This is a genomic window from Mesorhizobium sp. P160927, assembly GCF_057766385.1.
In genome coordinates this window covers 717,720-730,925 of sequence record NZ_JBYMDW010000001.1, presented here as the reverse complement: position 1 = coordinate 730,925, position 13,206 = coordinate 717,720, and the positions used below count along the sequence as shown (strand labels likewise).

General features: G+C 64.1%; 16 protein-coding genes, 1 tRNA gene and 1 pseudogene. 13 read left to right on the top strand and 5 right to left on the bottom strand.

Translation table 11 applies throughout. From position 1 onward, the window contains the following. Window positions 1-52: 52 nt before the first annotated feature. The 5 genes from AC3CB8_RS03740 to AC3CB8_RS03720 all read left to right on the top strand — a co-directional run bounded on the left by AC3CB8_RS03740 (window position 53) and on the right by AC3CB8_RS03720 (window position 6,121). The gene (locus tag AC3CB8_RS03740; RefSeq protein ID WP_023771917.1) at window positions 53-880 is read left to right on the top strand and encodes an ABC transporter ATP-binding protein; all 828 of its coding nucleotides are present in this window, start codon (window positions 53-55) and stop codon (window positions 878-880) included. Continuing rightward, window positions 877-1,719 (top strand): ABC transporter permease, encoded by an 843-nt coding sequence (locus tag AC3CB8_RS03735; RefSeq protein WP_352563466.1) that lies wholly within the window; start codon window positions 877-879, stop codon window positions 1,717-1,719. Before AC3CB8_RS03740 ends, AC3CB8_RS03735 begins: the two co-directional genes overlap by 4 nt. 64 nt (window positions 1,720-1,783) lie before the next feature. Beyond that, window positions 1,784-2,947, top strand: coding sequence for an ABC transporter substrate-binding protein (locus AC3CB8_RS03730; protein ID WP_352563467.1), 1,164 nt, complete (start codon window positions 1,784-1,786; stop codon window positions 2,945-2,947). 288 nt (window positions 2,948-3,235) lie between these two features. Then, a complete protein-coding gene (locus tag AC3CB8_RS03725; RefSeq protein ID WP_023771914.1) occupies window positions 3,236-4,327 on the top strand; it encodes a Gfo/Idh/MocA family protein in 1,092 nt (363 codons plus the stop codon). A 357-nt stretch (window positions 4,328-4,684) separates the two neighbouring features. Further along, window positions 4,685-6,121 (top strand): amidase, encoded by a 1,437-nt coding sequence (locus AC3CB8_RS03720; RefSeq protein ID WP_352563468.1) that lies wholly within the window; start codon window positions 4,685-4,687, stop codon window positions 6,119-6,121. A 41-nt stretch (window positions 6,122-6,162) separates the two neighbouring features. Here AC3CB8_RS03720 and AC3CB8_RS03715 read toward each other — a convergent pair whose 3' ends face one another. Beyond that, on the bottom strand, window positions 6,163-7,407 hold the full coding sequence (locus tag AC3CB8_RS03715) for a M24 family metallopeptidase (protein ID WP_352563469.1): 1,245 nt from the start codon (window positions 7,405-7,407) through the stop codon (window positions 6,163-6,165). 69 nt (window positions 7,408-7,476) lie between these two features. After that, complete coding sequence (locus AC3CB8_RS03710) at window positions 7,477-7,749, bottom strand: invasion associated locus B family protein (protein ID WP_352563470.1); 273 nt, start codon at window positions 7,747-7,749, stop codon at window positions 7,477-7,479. 120 nt (window positions 7,750-7,869) lie between these two features. On the opposite strand from AC3CB8_RS03710, the gene AC3CB8_RS03705 reads away from it, so the two are divergent. From AC3CB8_RS03705 to AC3CB8_RS03690, 4 genes and pseudogenes are all read left to right on the top strand, one after another. Beyond that, the gene (locus AC3CB8_RS03705; protein ID WP_352563471.1) at window positions 7,870-8,070 is read left to right on the top strand and encodes a hypothetical protein; all 201 of its coding nucleotides are present in this window, start codon (window positions 7,870-7,872) and stop codon (window positions 8,068-8,070) included. A 34-nt stretch (window positions 8,071-8,104) separates the two neighbouring features. Further along, window positions 8,105-8,449 carry an outer membrane protein gene (locus AC3CB8_RS03700; protein ID WP_352563472.1) on the top strand — a complete coding sequence of 115 codons (345 nt, stop codon included), beginning with the start codon at window positions 8,105-8,107 and terminating at the stop codon, window positions 8,447-8,449. A 33-nt stretch (window positions 8,450-8,482) separates the two neighbouring features. Continuing rightward, window positions 8,483-8,695 (top strand): annotated as a pseudogene (locus AC3CB8_RS03695) (outer membrane protein); the annotation flags it as partial. Between the two features lie 197 nt (window positions 8,696-8,892). After that, complete coding sequence (locus tag AC3CB8_RS03690; RefSeq protein ID WP_023793522.1) at window positions 8,893-9,189, top strand: hypothetical protein; 297 nt, start codon at window positions 8,893-8,895, stop codon at window positions 9,187-9,189. Window positions 9,190-9,283: 94 nt separating this feature from the next. Here AC3CB8_RS03690 and AC3CB8_RS03685 read toward each other — a convergent pair. After that, window positions 9,284-9,358: transfer RNA gene (locus AC3CB8_RS03685), tRNA-Gly, on the bottom strand. A gap of 210 nt (window positions 9,359-9,568) precedes the next feature. Here AC3CB8_RS03685 and AC3CB8_RS03680 point away from each other — a divergent pair. From AC3CB8_RS03680 to AC3CB8_RS03665, 4 genes are all read left to right on the top strand, one after another. After that, the gene (locus tag AC3CB8_RS03680; protein WP_023771907.1) at window positions 9,569-10,066 is read left to right on the top strand and encodes a prolyl-tRNA synthetase associated domain-containing protein; all 498 of its coding nucleotides are present in this window, start codon (window positions 9,569-9,571) and stop codon (window positions 10,064-10,066) included. Window positions 10,067-10,150: 84 nt separating this feature from the next. Continuing rightward, window positions 10,151-11,173 (top strand): thioredoxin, encoded by a 1,023-nt coding sequence (trxA, locus tag AC3CB8_RS03675; RefSeq protein WP_352563474.1) that lies wholly within the window; start codon window positions 10,151-10,153, stop codon window positions 11,171-11,173. A gap of 106 nt (window positions 11,174-11,279) precedes the next feature. Continuing rightward, window positions 11,280-11,951 carry an LON peptidase substrate-binding domain-containing protein gene (locus AC3CB8_RS03670; protein WP_023782074.1) on the top strand — a complete coding sequence of 224 codons (672 nt, stop codon included), beginning with the start codon at window positions 11,280-11,282 and terminating at the stop codon, window positions 11,949-11,951. Between the two features lie 84 nt (window positions 11,952-12,035). Continuing rightward, a complete protein-coding gene (locus AC3CB8_RS03665; protein ID WP_352563476.1) occupies window positions 12,036-12,275 on the top strand; it encodes a Trm112 family protein in 240 nt (79 codons plus the stop codon). 81 nt (window positions 12,276-12,356) lie between these two features. On the opposite strand, the gene AC3CB8_RS03660 is transcribed toward AC3CB8_RS03665, so the two are convergent. Beyond that, window positions 12,357-12,938, bottom strand: coding sequence for a DsbE family thiol:disulfide interchange protein (locus AC3CB8_RS03660; RefSeq protein WP_023782076.1), 582 nt, complete (start codon window positions 12,936-12,938; stop codon window positions 12,357-12,359). Then, window positions 12,935-13,102: a heme exporter protein CcmD gene (ccmD, locus tag AC3CB8_RS03655; RefSeq protein WP_023774434.1), complete on the bottom strand. Its 168-nt coding sequence runs from the start codon at window positions 13,100-13,102 to the stop codon at window positions 12,935-12,937. Before ccmD ends, AC3CB8_RS03660 begins: the two co-directional genes overlap by 4 nt. Between the last annotated feature and the right edge of the window lie 104 nt (window positions 13,103-13,206).

The window sequence follows — 13,206 nt, the reverse complement described above, 5'->3', positions numbered from 1 at the left end:
ATTTCTGGCAGTCTGATGACCATTGGATCATCACGCAATCTCCGAGGGGCGGATGAACGCGGGCGAGATAACAACGCCGAAGCTTGGCGTGCAGGCAGCGACCAAGATCTATCACACGGCGTCCGGCGACCTCTTGGCGCTGGACCGCTGCAGCCTCGACGTCAGAGCCAATGAAATCGTCTCAATCGTCGGCCCGTCCGGTTGCGGCAAGACCACGCTGTTGTGGTCGATGTCGGGGCTGCACGGCCTGACAAGCGGCGCGATCAAGCTCGACGGCAAAGAGATTTCCGGGCCGCATCCCGATATCGGCATCGTTTTCCAGGAAGCCAACCTCCTGCCCTGGCGCAATCTCGACGCCAACATCCGCTTCCCCTTCGAGATCAAGGGCGAAAAACCGGACCGCGCCTGGATCGCGCATCTCCTGAACCGCGTCGGCCTCGACGGTTTCGGCGGCAAGTTCCCGCGCGAGCTTTCGGGCGGCATGCAGCAGCGTGCGGCGATCGTGCGGGCGCTGGCGCTGAAACCGTCGGTGCTTTTGATGGACGAGCCGTTCGGCGCGCTCGACAGTTTTACCCGCGAGGAGATGAACCGGCTGGTCGAGGAGATCTGGCTCGACACCAAGACCACCATCGTCTTCATCACCCACTCAATCGAGGAAGCGATTTTCCTCTCCGACCGCGTCGTGGTGCTGAGCGCGCGGCCGGGCCGCGTCGCCAAGGAATACCGCGTGCCGTTCCCGCGGCCGCGCTCCCTGGAAATCATGGCGACGAAGGAGGTGTTCGACCTCACCAACCGGATCAAGATGGACATTGTCGGAGAGCGCACCAGACCGAAGGCGCTGGAGCGACCGAGCGCCGAGATCGTGAGGATCAGGCCATGAGCGACGCCATTCCCGAATTTTCGAAGGCGAAATCAGGTGATGGGCAAGACGTCAGCCTGACCAACCTCTCGGCCTTCGCCAGCGGCCCGGGCATCAAGTCGGGCAAGGAGGTGGCGGCCATCCTCGCCGTCGCCGTCATCATCATCGGCGGCATCGAACTGGCGCTGCGGCTGTTCCATGTGCCGCTCTACATCATGCCGCCGCCGAGCTCGATCGCGTATGCCCTGTTCGACGAGTTTCCGCTGATCGCGCCGCATCTCGGCTATACGCTGGTCGAGCTGGTGTCCGGCTTTGCCGTCGGCGCCGCCGTCGGTCTTATGCTGGCCGCCGTCATCACCCAGTTCCCGTTCGCGGAAAAGATCGTCGCGCCGTATATATTGCTGTTGGTCACCACGCCCATGCTGGCGCTGGTGCCGTTGCTCATCCTGCGTTTCGGTTTCGGCTACACGCCGCGCATCATCGCGGTGGCGCTGGCCGCCGGGCCGATGGTGATGATCAATGCCGCCACCGGCTTTCGTCGCGTCGACAGCGCCAAGATCGCGCTGGCGCGGTCCTATGGCGCCAGCACCTTACAGATATTCTGGAAAATCCGCGCGCCGATGGCGCTGCCGATGATCCTGGTCGGGCTGATGATCGGCGCCATCTTCGGCCTGCTCACCGCCGTCGGCGCCGAGATGGTCGGCGGTGGCTTCGGCCTCGGCAACCGGCTCACCACCTATTCGTCGATGATCCAGATGCCGCAATTCTTCGCCGTGGTGCTGATCCTGTCGATGCTCGGCATTCTGATCTACGTGCTGTTCTTCCTCATCGGCAAGAAATGGGCGAGCTGGGAGGCTTGAAGCGAAGGCAATGAGCACGCCCGGAGGCGGGCGGCAGACCAACAATCAACAAAAGGGGAGTGCCATGACCAAGGACAATCTCATCCAACAGGCGGGAATGACCCGCCGCACCTTCCTGCAGGTGACCGGCGCCGGGCTGGTGACGGCGACCGCGCTCGGCGCCACCGGACTCATGGCGAGGGCCGAGGCCTATGGAAAGTTCACCTGGATCTCGCCGCGCGGCACGCTCGAAGTGCTCGACGACTATCCCTACTGGGCGGCCAAGAAGGCCGGCTATTTCGACGGGCTGGACACCGACATGCAGCCGGGACCGTCCGACGGCACGGCGACGGTGAAGTTCGTCGATGTCGGCCAGGCCGATATGGGCTTTCCTTCGCCCGGCGTGTTTTCCTTCGCCATTCAGAACGGCATGAAGCTGAAGTCGGTGTTCCACATGGGCGCGCGCGACACGTTCAGCATTGCCTTCCGCAAGGGCGAGGGCTCGAACGATCTGAAGAAGCTCGAAGGCAAGACCATCCTGCTCGGCTCCGCCGCCTGGCAGTCGATCACCGATCCGCTGCTTGCCGCGCAAGGCGTCGATATCAAGAAGGTCAAATATGTAGAGGCCGGCTGGCCGACTTGGGGCACCGCGCTTGCGGGCGGCCAGGGCGACGCGGCGCTGTCATGGGAAGGGCTGCGCGCCGAATGGATCGCCAAGGGTCTCGACTTCGAATACTGGCTCGGCGTGAAGAACTCGAAGCTGCCGGCCAACACCTTCGTCGTGCGCGCCGCCGACCTCGAGGACCCCGACAAGAAGGCGTTCCTGGAAAAGTATCTGCGCGGCTGGGCGATGGGCCTTGAGTTTGGATATCAAAATCCACGCGCGGCGGTTGAAGCGGTATTCGAGCAGTTCCCGACGCTGGCCAAGAACCTCGGACCGGAGCTCGGCACCACCTCGATCCTGCAGCAGATCAACGTCTTCCGCGGCGACATGGACAAGCGCGGCGGCTGGGGCTCTCACGACATGGCGAGCTGGCAGGGCTTCTTCGACGAGATCCACAAGATCGGCCAGATCACCAACCCGGTGAAGGCCGAGGATGTCTGCAGCAACGACCTGATCCCGGCCGCCAACGACTTCGACAAGGCCAAGGTCAAGGCCGACGCCGACGGCGTCAAACTGTCGGAAGGCTTTGCCGCGCTCGATGTCGACAAGATCAAGGCGCACCTGTTCGATTCGGCGGTGAAGTAGGGCTGCGCAAATCGCATCCGAGATCTGTCGATGGCGGCTGCGCCCCTCATTGCCCTGCCGGGCATTTCTCCCCGTATAGCGACGGGGAGAAAGATGCTGTCGTCAATGGTTTCGCCCATCTCCAAGGTTTCCAGAAGGGCGCGGAGGTTGCGGCAAGCTCCCTTCTCCCCGCCTCTATACGGGGAGAAGGTGCCGGCAGGCGGATGAGGGGCAGCGCAAACGCGGGATGACCAACAAGGGCGGCAGCGCGCCGCCCACACGATCCAATCAAGAATTCGGGAGGCTGACATGGCCGACAAGGTAAAAGTACTGGTGGTGGGTCTCGGCAATATGGGTGCGTCGCACGCCAGCGCCTATCACCGCTCGGAGGGGTTTGAGATCGTCGGCATCATGAGCCGCTCGATCAAGAGCAACACGAAAATCCCGGCCGAACTCGCCGGTTATCCGCTCTACGAGGATTTCGATCTGGCGCTGAAGGAGACCAAGCCCGACGCGGTCTCGATCAACAGCTGGCCAAACACGCATGCCCAATACGCGCTGAAGGCGATCGCGGCGAACTGCCACGTGTTCATGGAAAAGCCTTTGGCCACCAACATCGAGGACGCCGAAAAGGTGGTGGCGGCCGCGCGGGCGAAAAACCGCAAGCTGGTGCTCGGCTACATCCTGCGCGTCCACCCCTCGTGGATCAAGTTCATAGAGGTCGGCAAGACGCTGGGCAAGCCGTTGGTCATGCGGCTCAACCTCAACCAGCAAAGCAGCGGCAGCGCCTGGCACTGGCACAAGAACCTGATCGATTCGCTGATCCCGATCGTCGATTGCGGCGTGCATTATGTCGACGTCATGTGCCAGCTGACCGGCGCCAAGCCGGTACGCGTGCATGGCATCGGCGCCAAACTGTGGGCCGAAGCCGACAAGCAGAATTACGGCCATCTGCATGTCACCTTCGATGACGGTTCGGTCGGCTGGTACGAGGCCGGCTGGGGCCCGATGATGAGCGAGACGGCCTATTTCGTGAAGGATGTCGTCGGCCCGAAAGGCGCGGTCTCGATCGTCGCCGGCCAGCAGGCGAGCAGCGCGGCCGAGTTGGCCGAAGTGTCGAACTCCGCCGACATCGACCGCCACACCAAGACCGACGCGCTGAAGATCCATTATGCCGCCGTCGACGGCGACAAGAATTTCAAAAAGCCCGACGAGATCGTCAGCATGGAGGACGAGCCCGGCCACCAGGAACTGTGCGACCGCGAGCAGGCGTTCTTCCTGCGCGCCATAAGCGAGGACCTCGATCTGACCGAGCAGATGGATGCCGCGGTCAACAGCCTGCGCATCGTGCTCGCGGCCGAACAGAGCATCGAGCTGGGACGGACGGTGGAACTGGCCTGACGTCATCCGGTTGCCGGCGCTGGAGGGCGCCGGCAGTGAACGTCGGCAGTGAGAACATTGGCGGGATTGGAGCCCCTGCAGGACAACCATCTCAAGTTTGCCCTGCCCCTCATTGCCCTGCCGGGCATTTCTCCCCGTATAGTGACGGGGAGAAAGACGCCGTCACCGACGACTTCGCCAACCTTTAAGGCCACAGGAGTGGCGCCGGGGTTGCGGCCGTCCTCCCTTCTCCCCGTCACTATACGGGGAGAAGGTGCCGGCAGGCGGATGAGGGGCGGTGCCAACATTGGCAAATGACCGAAGCGATGGCTCGGTCGCCTCGACGAGTGTCGAGGACAGGAGAATAGGGAGAGAGAGATGGTCACCGACAGTCTTTTGAAAACCTATGCCGAGTCCGACGCGCTTGGCCTCGCCGCGCTGGTCCGCGGCGGCCAGGTTTCGCCGGCGGAACTGGTCGAGGCGGCGATCACGCTAGTCGAGCGGTTGAACCCGTCGCTCAATGCGGTCATTCATCGCCTCTATGACATGGCGCGCGCGCAGGCCGCGACGGTCGACAGATCGGCACCCTTTGCCGGCGTACCATTCCTGCTCAAGGAACTGGCCTCGTCCTGGACAGGTGCGCCCAACACCAATTCCTGTTTCTACCTCAGAGATGTCGTCGCCGATTTCGACACCGAAGTCGTCCGCCGCATGAAGGCGGCGGGACTGGTGCTGGTCGGCAAGTCGAACGCGCCCGAAAATGGATGGTCGATCACGACGGAACCAAAACTCTACGGCACGACGAAAAACCCGTGGAAGGAGGGCATCACGCCAGGCGGATCGAGCGGCGGTGCGGCCTCGGCTGTCGCCTCGCGCATGGTGCCGATCGCGGAGGCCAGCGACGGCGCCGGCTCGATCCGCATCCCCGCCTCCTGCTGCGGGATCGTGGGCCTGAAACCGTCACGCGGCCGCGTCAGCCTGGCGCCGTTTGGCGACTATTGGTACGGCGGTGCCTACTTCCTCTGCTGCTCGCGCACGGTGCGCGACACGGCGGCCTATCTCGATGCGGTGGCCGGCGCCCTGCCCGGCGAGCCCTATACGCCGCCGGTGCCGGATGCCTCCTGGATTAGCCTGTCGGGGAGTGCGCCGAAAAACCTGCGCATCGGCTTCACAGTCACGCCGCCCAACGGCACCGCCATCGATCCGGAGGTGAAGGCGGCGGTGCTGGCGACCGTGGCCGCACTGGAGCGGTTGGGGCATCATGTCGAGGAGCACGACATGCCGCTCGATGCCAACGGCGTATGGGCGACCTACACCAACATGACCTGCGTGCAGACGGCGGCGACCTTCGACTACCTCGAAACGGTGATCGGCCGGCCGGTGACGTCAGGCGATGTCGAGGCGGTGACCTGGGCAATCATCGAGCGCGGCCGCGCCACCAGCGGGGTCAGGCACATCTCCGATGTCGAGCAGCTCCGGCAAGTCGGCCGCGATATTGTCGGCGACCTCAAGGCCTATGATCTCTTCGTCACGCCCACCTTGACGCAACTGCCGCGCCCGTTCGGCTATTACGACATGTCGGAGACGGATATCGACCACTACAACGCCAAATGGGCGGATGCAGTCTTTGCCTTCCCCTTCAACATCTCCGGCCAGCCGGCGATCTCGCTGCCGCTCGGCTGGTCGCAGGGCGGCGCGCCGGTCGGCGTGCAGCTTGTCGGCCGCTACGGCGACGAGGCGACGGTACTGGCGGCGTCGGCGCGGCTGGAACAGGAAATGCCATGGAAGGACAGGCGGCCGGCCGTGAGCGCTTAGTTCTTCACGCGCCCAGGTGACCACCGCCGCATGGTGCTGGCCTACCCAATCACTTCCAGCCGCCGCGGCAGCCGGTTCATCGCCACGGGGCCTTCCGGCGTGATCAGGAACTGGTCCTCGAGGTTGAAGCTGGCGAGGCCGTCGATGTAGAGCGGGATCTCGAAGGCCAGCACCATGCCGGCCTCGATGACGACCTCGCTGCCAGCCGATATGAACGGCCATTGCTCGGAAAAGACCGACTGTCCGACGCCGTGGCCGAAGTGGCCGCGGCGGTAGGAGCGCAGGCCTTGGCGCGCCAGGCTGTCGGTGGCGACGCGGTGGACATGGGCAAGCGTGTTCCCGGGAACAAGCTCGGCCAGCCCGTCGTCGAAGGCGCGCTCGGCAATGGCGTGCAGTTCAGCTTGATCGGCCGAAGGCGGGCCGAAGGTGAAGTTGCGCGACATGTCGGAGGCGTAGCCACCGACCGTACAGACCATGTCGCATTTCAGCGGATCGCCCGCCACGGCCCTGGCGTCGGCGCCCTTGGCCCGGGCGCCCAGCGTCACATATTCGGCCGTGATGACCGGATGGGACAAGCCGGCAGCCGCCGTGGCGACGCCCTGCCGGTAGAGCGCGACGAGATCGCTCTGGCGCATGCCGGCCATGGCATCCACCTGCAGCCGCTCCAGGCCGGCTTCCGACAGGATGATGCCTTGCCGCAGCAGGTTGATCTCGCGCTCCGACTTGACCGCGCGCAGCCGGTCCAGCACGGGCGAGCCGTCCACAGCAGGGCAATCCGGCAGCAGCGCCTGGATGGCGGCCAAATCGGCGGCGGGAATGAAGTCGAGGTCGAGCCCGAGCGTGGCACGCTGCAGCCCGAAATGGGTGAGGATTGCCTGAAGCTGGCGAACCGAGCCGGCGAGGTCGAAGGTTGCGGGACGCGCGAAATCCGGCGCGCGGCCGAGCGAAGCCTGGCCAGCCTCGATACGCTCCGCCAAGGGCAGCCCTGCAGGTCCTGTCTCGACCGGCGCGGCTTCGATCCAGATCGGGTGCGAGCGCACGACCATCTCGGGCGCGGCGGTCCGCAGTTGCCTGGCATTGAAGTCCGCGACCACAACGCCGATCGGCAGGTCCTGTCTGGCCGGGACGACGACGAAGCCGGCGCCGGCGCGCCGGAACAGGCCGGCCGGGCCGATCGAAGCGCCGGTCGCATAATGGAAGGCCTCGGGCGCTGAGAGCACCAGCGCCGCGATGCCGGCGCGTTGCATCAACTGCGTGGCGCGCTGCCGGTCGACAAAACCCGTCATGAGGCTTCTCCGTATGCATGGAACCGGCAACGGAGCATCGCGGGCGCCGACAATCAAGCGACCGAAGGTCTACTTGATCGATTCCAGCTTGGTCAACGCGGCGCTGAAGCCGGCCAGCGACACCGGCATGGTGACCGGCTTGCGGGTGACGGATTCCATGCCGATGTTCAGATTGGTTCCCGGCTTCATCGCCTTGACGAGGTCCGGCGGCAGCGTCTTCTGTCCCTGGTCGATCTGGTAGCTGGCGCCGGACGGCAGGAACAGGCGACATCGCTTTTCTGTCCATCCATCGCCGCAAGGGTTATGGCATGGCGCTGCTGCGCGATCAGATCGACGAGGCATGGTTAGCCGGCCCATCAATCCATGTGGAGAAGAACAAACCGGCGGGGACTCTACGCGTCCAATTGGAACATTTCAGGCGCTGTCCGGTTGCTTCCTCTGGATATCCATAGGAAGACGGCCATGGTGATCAGCCACGAAGAACGTGTCGCGCATATCAGCAAGCGGGTCCGCGAACTCTGGGAGCGGGAAGGCTTGATGCCCGACCTTGAGAAGGCCTGCTGGGACAAGGCGGTCGAGGAGTTCGAGTCCGGTCGGCTGACCGGCGGACGAAAGCAACCAGGCGCGGATGCTGCTGGCGACAGTTCGGGTACCAAATACTGAGGCCCCGCTTTGTCGCGGAACGAGATCACCGGGGTTGCGGCTGGTGACGTGCCGGTCGCCAGGAGAGCCATTTACGCAAGCGGTGCGTCGGCAGGGCGCGGCAAACGGCGACATCACGGCAACCGACGCTCACATAGGCGCACAGTATCAGTGGAACCAGATCGTCCTGGGTGGCGAGGTGACGTGGACTGCCACGGGCATCAAAAAGACCATCGTCAGCCCCTATTTCCCAGACAGCGACACTGAAACCGGTAAAATCTCCAACTACGTTACAGCCGTTGGACGCATTGGTTATGCCTTCGATCGTGTGTTGATCTATGCAACGGCCGGGTATGCCGGCGGCAAGGTCAAGTTCACGGCCCGGGACAATGATGCCTAGGTCACATACGAGAAGAACGACTGGCAAAGCGGCTATGCCCTCGGCGCCGGGATCGACTATGCCATTACCGACAACCTATCTCTTGGCGTCGATTACACCCACATCGATCTTGGGTCCAAGACCAGCAGCGGCAATAACGTATTTGATGATGGCACAATCGGAGTGAACCCAGAGACGTATCGGACCGACGCCAAAGTGGATGCCGTCATGGCCCGCGTCACATACAAATTCGGGACGGGTCAGTAGCCCAGTCGAGCGGCGCAGGAATTTCCCGTGCACCCAACGGAAGGCGTGGGTTAGCCTGTGCGACAGGCCGGCGGCGCCCGACATCACAGATCCGTGATGCTCGGGATGAACGGCGTCCCGAAAAGCGTTTCAGTCTTGTTCGCCGGGTGCTCCCGAGACCGCGAGCGCCCTGAAATCAAACCGATTTTGGGAGAACAATGATGAAACATCACCTCTTCCCCATGGTACTGGGCTTGCTGATGACCTCCGCCGGCCTGGCTTCGGCTGCCAACGTCCACTCGGTAACGGGGACGAAAGGCCAACCCGATCAAACGATCGGCACCGCTCAGACAGGAAGTGTTACGCCGGGCAATGCCAGCACCGCGCCGGGTTCAGCCTTCAACCCGGACGGAAATGCGGGAACACATTACGCAGGTACCCAGCCGCAGAACTCCAAGAACCCGAAGAGCGTATCTCAGTACGACGTTGCCGGCTTCCAGCAGTCCCATAAGTGACGTCCGGCTCTTGGGCGGTCGAGGTTCAATCCGTCAAAAACGAAAAAGCCGCGGCGAACCGCGGCTTTTCGGTGCTTGATTTCCTTGAGGAAACTGGAGCGGGTGAAGCGATTCGAACGCTCGACCCCAACCTTGGCAAGGTTGTGCTCTACCCCTGAGCTACACCCGCTCACACGGCGTCTTGGCCGCAAGCCGGGCCTATATGGCTGAAGAGCGCGGCGATTGCAACAGGGAAATAGCAGGCTTTTGCAACCTTCCGATCGATGCCGGCAAACCGCCCGCGACGCGCCGATTTGATCGCCGCTTGCGCGACGGTCTTGTGTCGGTCGCCTCATTGGCCGTAAACGGCAAGGCCAAGAAACCGACGAAGAAGAGACCCATGCCGAAGACCGAAGCTGACCTGATGGCCTTTCTTGCCGAACTCGGCATCGCGGTTTCGACGATACGCCACCCGCCGCTCTATACGGTTGCCGATTCGCAGGCGCTGCGCGGGGAGATCGCCGGCGGACACACCAAGAACCTGTTCCTGAAGGACAAGAAGGACAATTTCTTCCTGGTCACCGTCGGCGAGGACGCGGTCGTCGATCTCAAGCAGATACACCAGCTGATCGGCGCCGCCAGCCGGGTTTCGTTCGGCAAACCGGAAATGCTGATCGAGCTGCTCGGCGTCACGCCGGGGGCGGTCACGGTCTTCGGCATCATCAACGACAGGGAAAACCGCGTCAGGCTGGTGCTCGACAAGGATCTAATGGACCATTCCGTCATCAACGCGCATCCACTGACCAACGAGGCGACGACATCGATCGCGGCCGCCGATCTCATCAGATTCGTCGAGGCAACCGGGCATGATGCTGCTATCTTGAAAGTCTCGGCATGATCGCCACATGGGTGGCAAAGCCGATTTCCAATTGAGACAGGGCGCCGGGCCACGGGCCGGCGGCGCGACCGAAAGGGTGACGAGATGAGCGACAACAATCCGTTTGGCGGATCATTCGGAAACAAGGGCGGCCAGTATGCCACCACGGTGCAGTATGGCGGAACCGAGTCCAAAGCCGGACTCGGCCAGGCGTCCGCGCCGCCAGCAGCCGCCCCCAACGCCGGCCCCGTCGCCGGCGACGTCATCAAGGACACGACGACCGCGGCCTTTGCCGTCGACGTCATCCAGGAATCGCGCCGCCAGCCCGTACTGGTCGATTTCTGGGCGCCGTGGTGCGGACCTTGCAAGCAGCTCACCCCGCAGCTGGAAAAGGCGGTCAAGGCCGCCGGCGGCAGGGTCAAGCTGGTCAAGATGAACATCGACGACCATCCCTCGATCGCCGGCCAGCTCGGCATTCAGTCGATTCCGGCGGTCATCGCCTTCAAGGACGGCCAGCCGGTCGACGGCTTCATGGGCGCCATTCCCGAGAGCCAGATCAACGAATTCATCACCAAGGTCGGCGGCAAGGGCAATGGCGCGCCGCCGGTGGCCGAGGCGCTGGCCGCGGCGGCGGAGGCGCGCGACGCCGGCGACATGCAGACCGCGGCCGACATTTACGATACCATCCTGGCGCAGGCGCCGGAAACGGTCGAGGCGATTGGCGGGCTGGGCGACCTGTTGTTCGAGGCCGGCGACACCGAGGGTGCCGAGGCGCTCCTGGCAACGGCGCCGGAGGCCAAGAAGGATGCACCGCCGCTGGCCGCCCTGCGTGCCAAGATCGCGCTGGCCGCGCAGGCGGCGGCGCTGGGCAATCCGGCCGAGTTCGAGCGGCGGCTTGCGGAAAACCCCAAGGACCATCAGGCCCGTTTCGACCTGGCCATGATCCAGAACGCCATGGGCGATCGCACGGCAGCCGCCGACAATCTGCTGGCTATCATCAAGGCCGACCGGAGCTGGAACGAGGATGGCGCCAGGACGCAGTTGCTGCAGCTGTTCGAGGCCTGGGGCATGACCGACGAGGCGACGCTTGCGGCGCGCCGCAAATTGTCGGCATTGCTGTTTTCCTGAGCCGCTCATGGTTGTTTTGTCGCAAGGGCTTGCGGCGCAAGGCCTGAGCCCCAGATAGGACAGGGCAGGATTGACGCTTCGCGAGGGAAGCGATCGGAGGAACGAGGTGCAAGCGGGAAACGCGCATTACCGGCTCGCCAAGGATCTGCCGTCGACGATCCCGCTCTTTCCGCTCGAAGGCGCGCTGCTGCTGCCGGGCGGCCGCATGCCGCTCAACATCTTCGAGCCGCGCTACCTGCAGATGGTGGACGAGGCGGTCGGCGGCTCGCGGCTCGTCGGCGTTATCCAGCCCGGCCTCAATGGCGCATTGCGCGAGGATGGCGAGCCGGAGCTTTGCAGCGTCGGCTGCATCGGTCGCATCATCGCCTTTTCCGAGACCGGCGACGGTCGCTACCTGATCTCGTTGCAAGGCGTGTGCCGGTTCCGCGTCGCCCACGAGCTGACGGTCAAGACGCCCTTCCGCCAGGCGAAGCCGGCACCCTTCCTCGCCGATCTCGACGAAGAGCAGGCGGCTAATGAAATCGACCGGCCGGCGCTGCTCAGAGCCTTTCGCGCCTATCTGCAGGCGAATGATCTGGAAGCCGACTGGGAAAGCGTCAGCCGCGCCGAAAACGCCATGCTGGTCAACGCGCTGTCGATGATGGCGCCCTACGGACCGGCCGAGAAGCAGGCATTGCTCGAGGCCGCGGACCTGAAAACCAGGGCCGAAACGCTGATCGCCATCACCGAGATGACGCTGGCGCGCGAGAATGAGGATTTTGGCTCGAGCCTGCAGTAGGGATGCGTCGATATCCAGCCGCCCTGCAAATGACGGCCTGATTGATTTCCTGACATGCTGGGCGTGAAACCGGAAGGGGACCCAATGGTGGATGGGCGCGACGGAAAGAAGACCAATGTTGACCCCAAGCTGCTGGAACTCCTGGCCTGCCCGCTGACCAAGGGGCCGCTGGCCTGGGATCCCGAGCGCGGCGAGCTGGTCTCGCGGGTCGCCAAGCTCGCTTATCCGGTGCGCGACGGCATCCCGATCATGCTGCCCTCGGAAGCGAGGGTGCTCTCGGCCGAGGATGTGCTGTCGCCGCCACGATCAGGTGGGCCGAATTGAGGTGGCGCGGAGCGGTCCGCTCCGCTTCAACCATAAACGTATACAAACCAAGGGATATCCTGGGGTTTTCGCGCCATCGCCTCAGTTCGGCATGGCCAGCGCCTTGTCGATCTGCGGCAGGAGAAGCTCCCTGGTGGACTCTGGCGTCAGCGGGCCGACATGCTTGTAGGCTATCTTGCCATCCTTGCCGATGACGAAGGTTTCCGGCACGCCATAGACACCCCAGTCGATCGCCGTGCGGCCGGCTTCGTCGACGCCGATCGCCTGGAACGGATTGCCGAGGTCGCCGAGGAAGCGGCGGGCGTTTTCCGGCCGGTCCTTGTAGTTTAGCGCCGCCATCGCGAACCTTTTGTCCTGCGCCAGCGCGAGAAGCACCGGGTGCTCTTCCCGGCACGGCGCGCACCAGGACGCAAAGACGTTGACCAGCGTGACCTTGCCGGCGAAGGCTTTCGAATCGAGCCCGGGCAAATTGCTGCCCTCCAGGGGCGGCAGGTTGGTCCGCGGCGCCGGCAGGCCGATGAGCGCCGACGGCACTTCCGAGGCATCGCGTCCCGACAAAAGCTGCGACAGGAACAGTCCGGCCAGTCCGAGGAAGACCAGCAGCGGCAAATATACGAAAAGGCGGCGACGGGGCGGCGTCGGCGTTTCCGTCCCTGTGCTCATGGCTTGGCTGCCTTGTCGGAACGGCGGCGCACGCCGGCCGCCTCGAGTTCGGCGAGTTCGCGCTTGCGCGCCCGCTGGTCGATGAGTATCCAGCCGATCAGCCCGGCCAGTGCCACGGCGGTGATCGCGTAGGCCGCCGCGACGTAGAGCGCATGCGCGCTCATGCGCGCCGCTCCATCGCCAGTTCCAGCCGGGTCTTTCCGCCTCGTTCGATCATGTCTTCCCTTAGCCGCGCGCCGGCGGCTCCGCAATCGGCCGCCACGCCGCA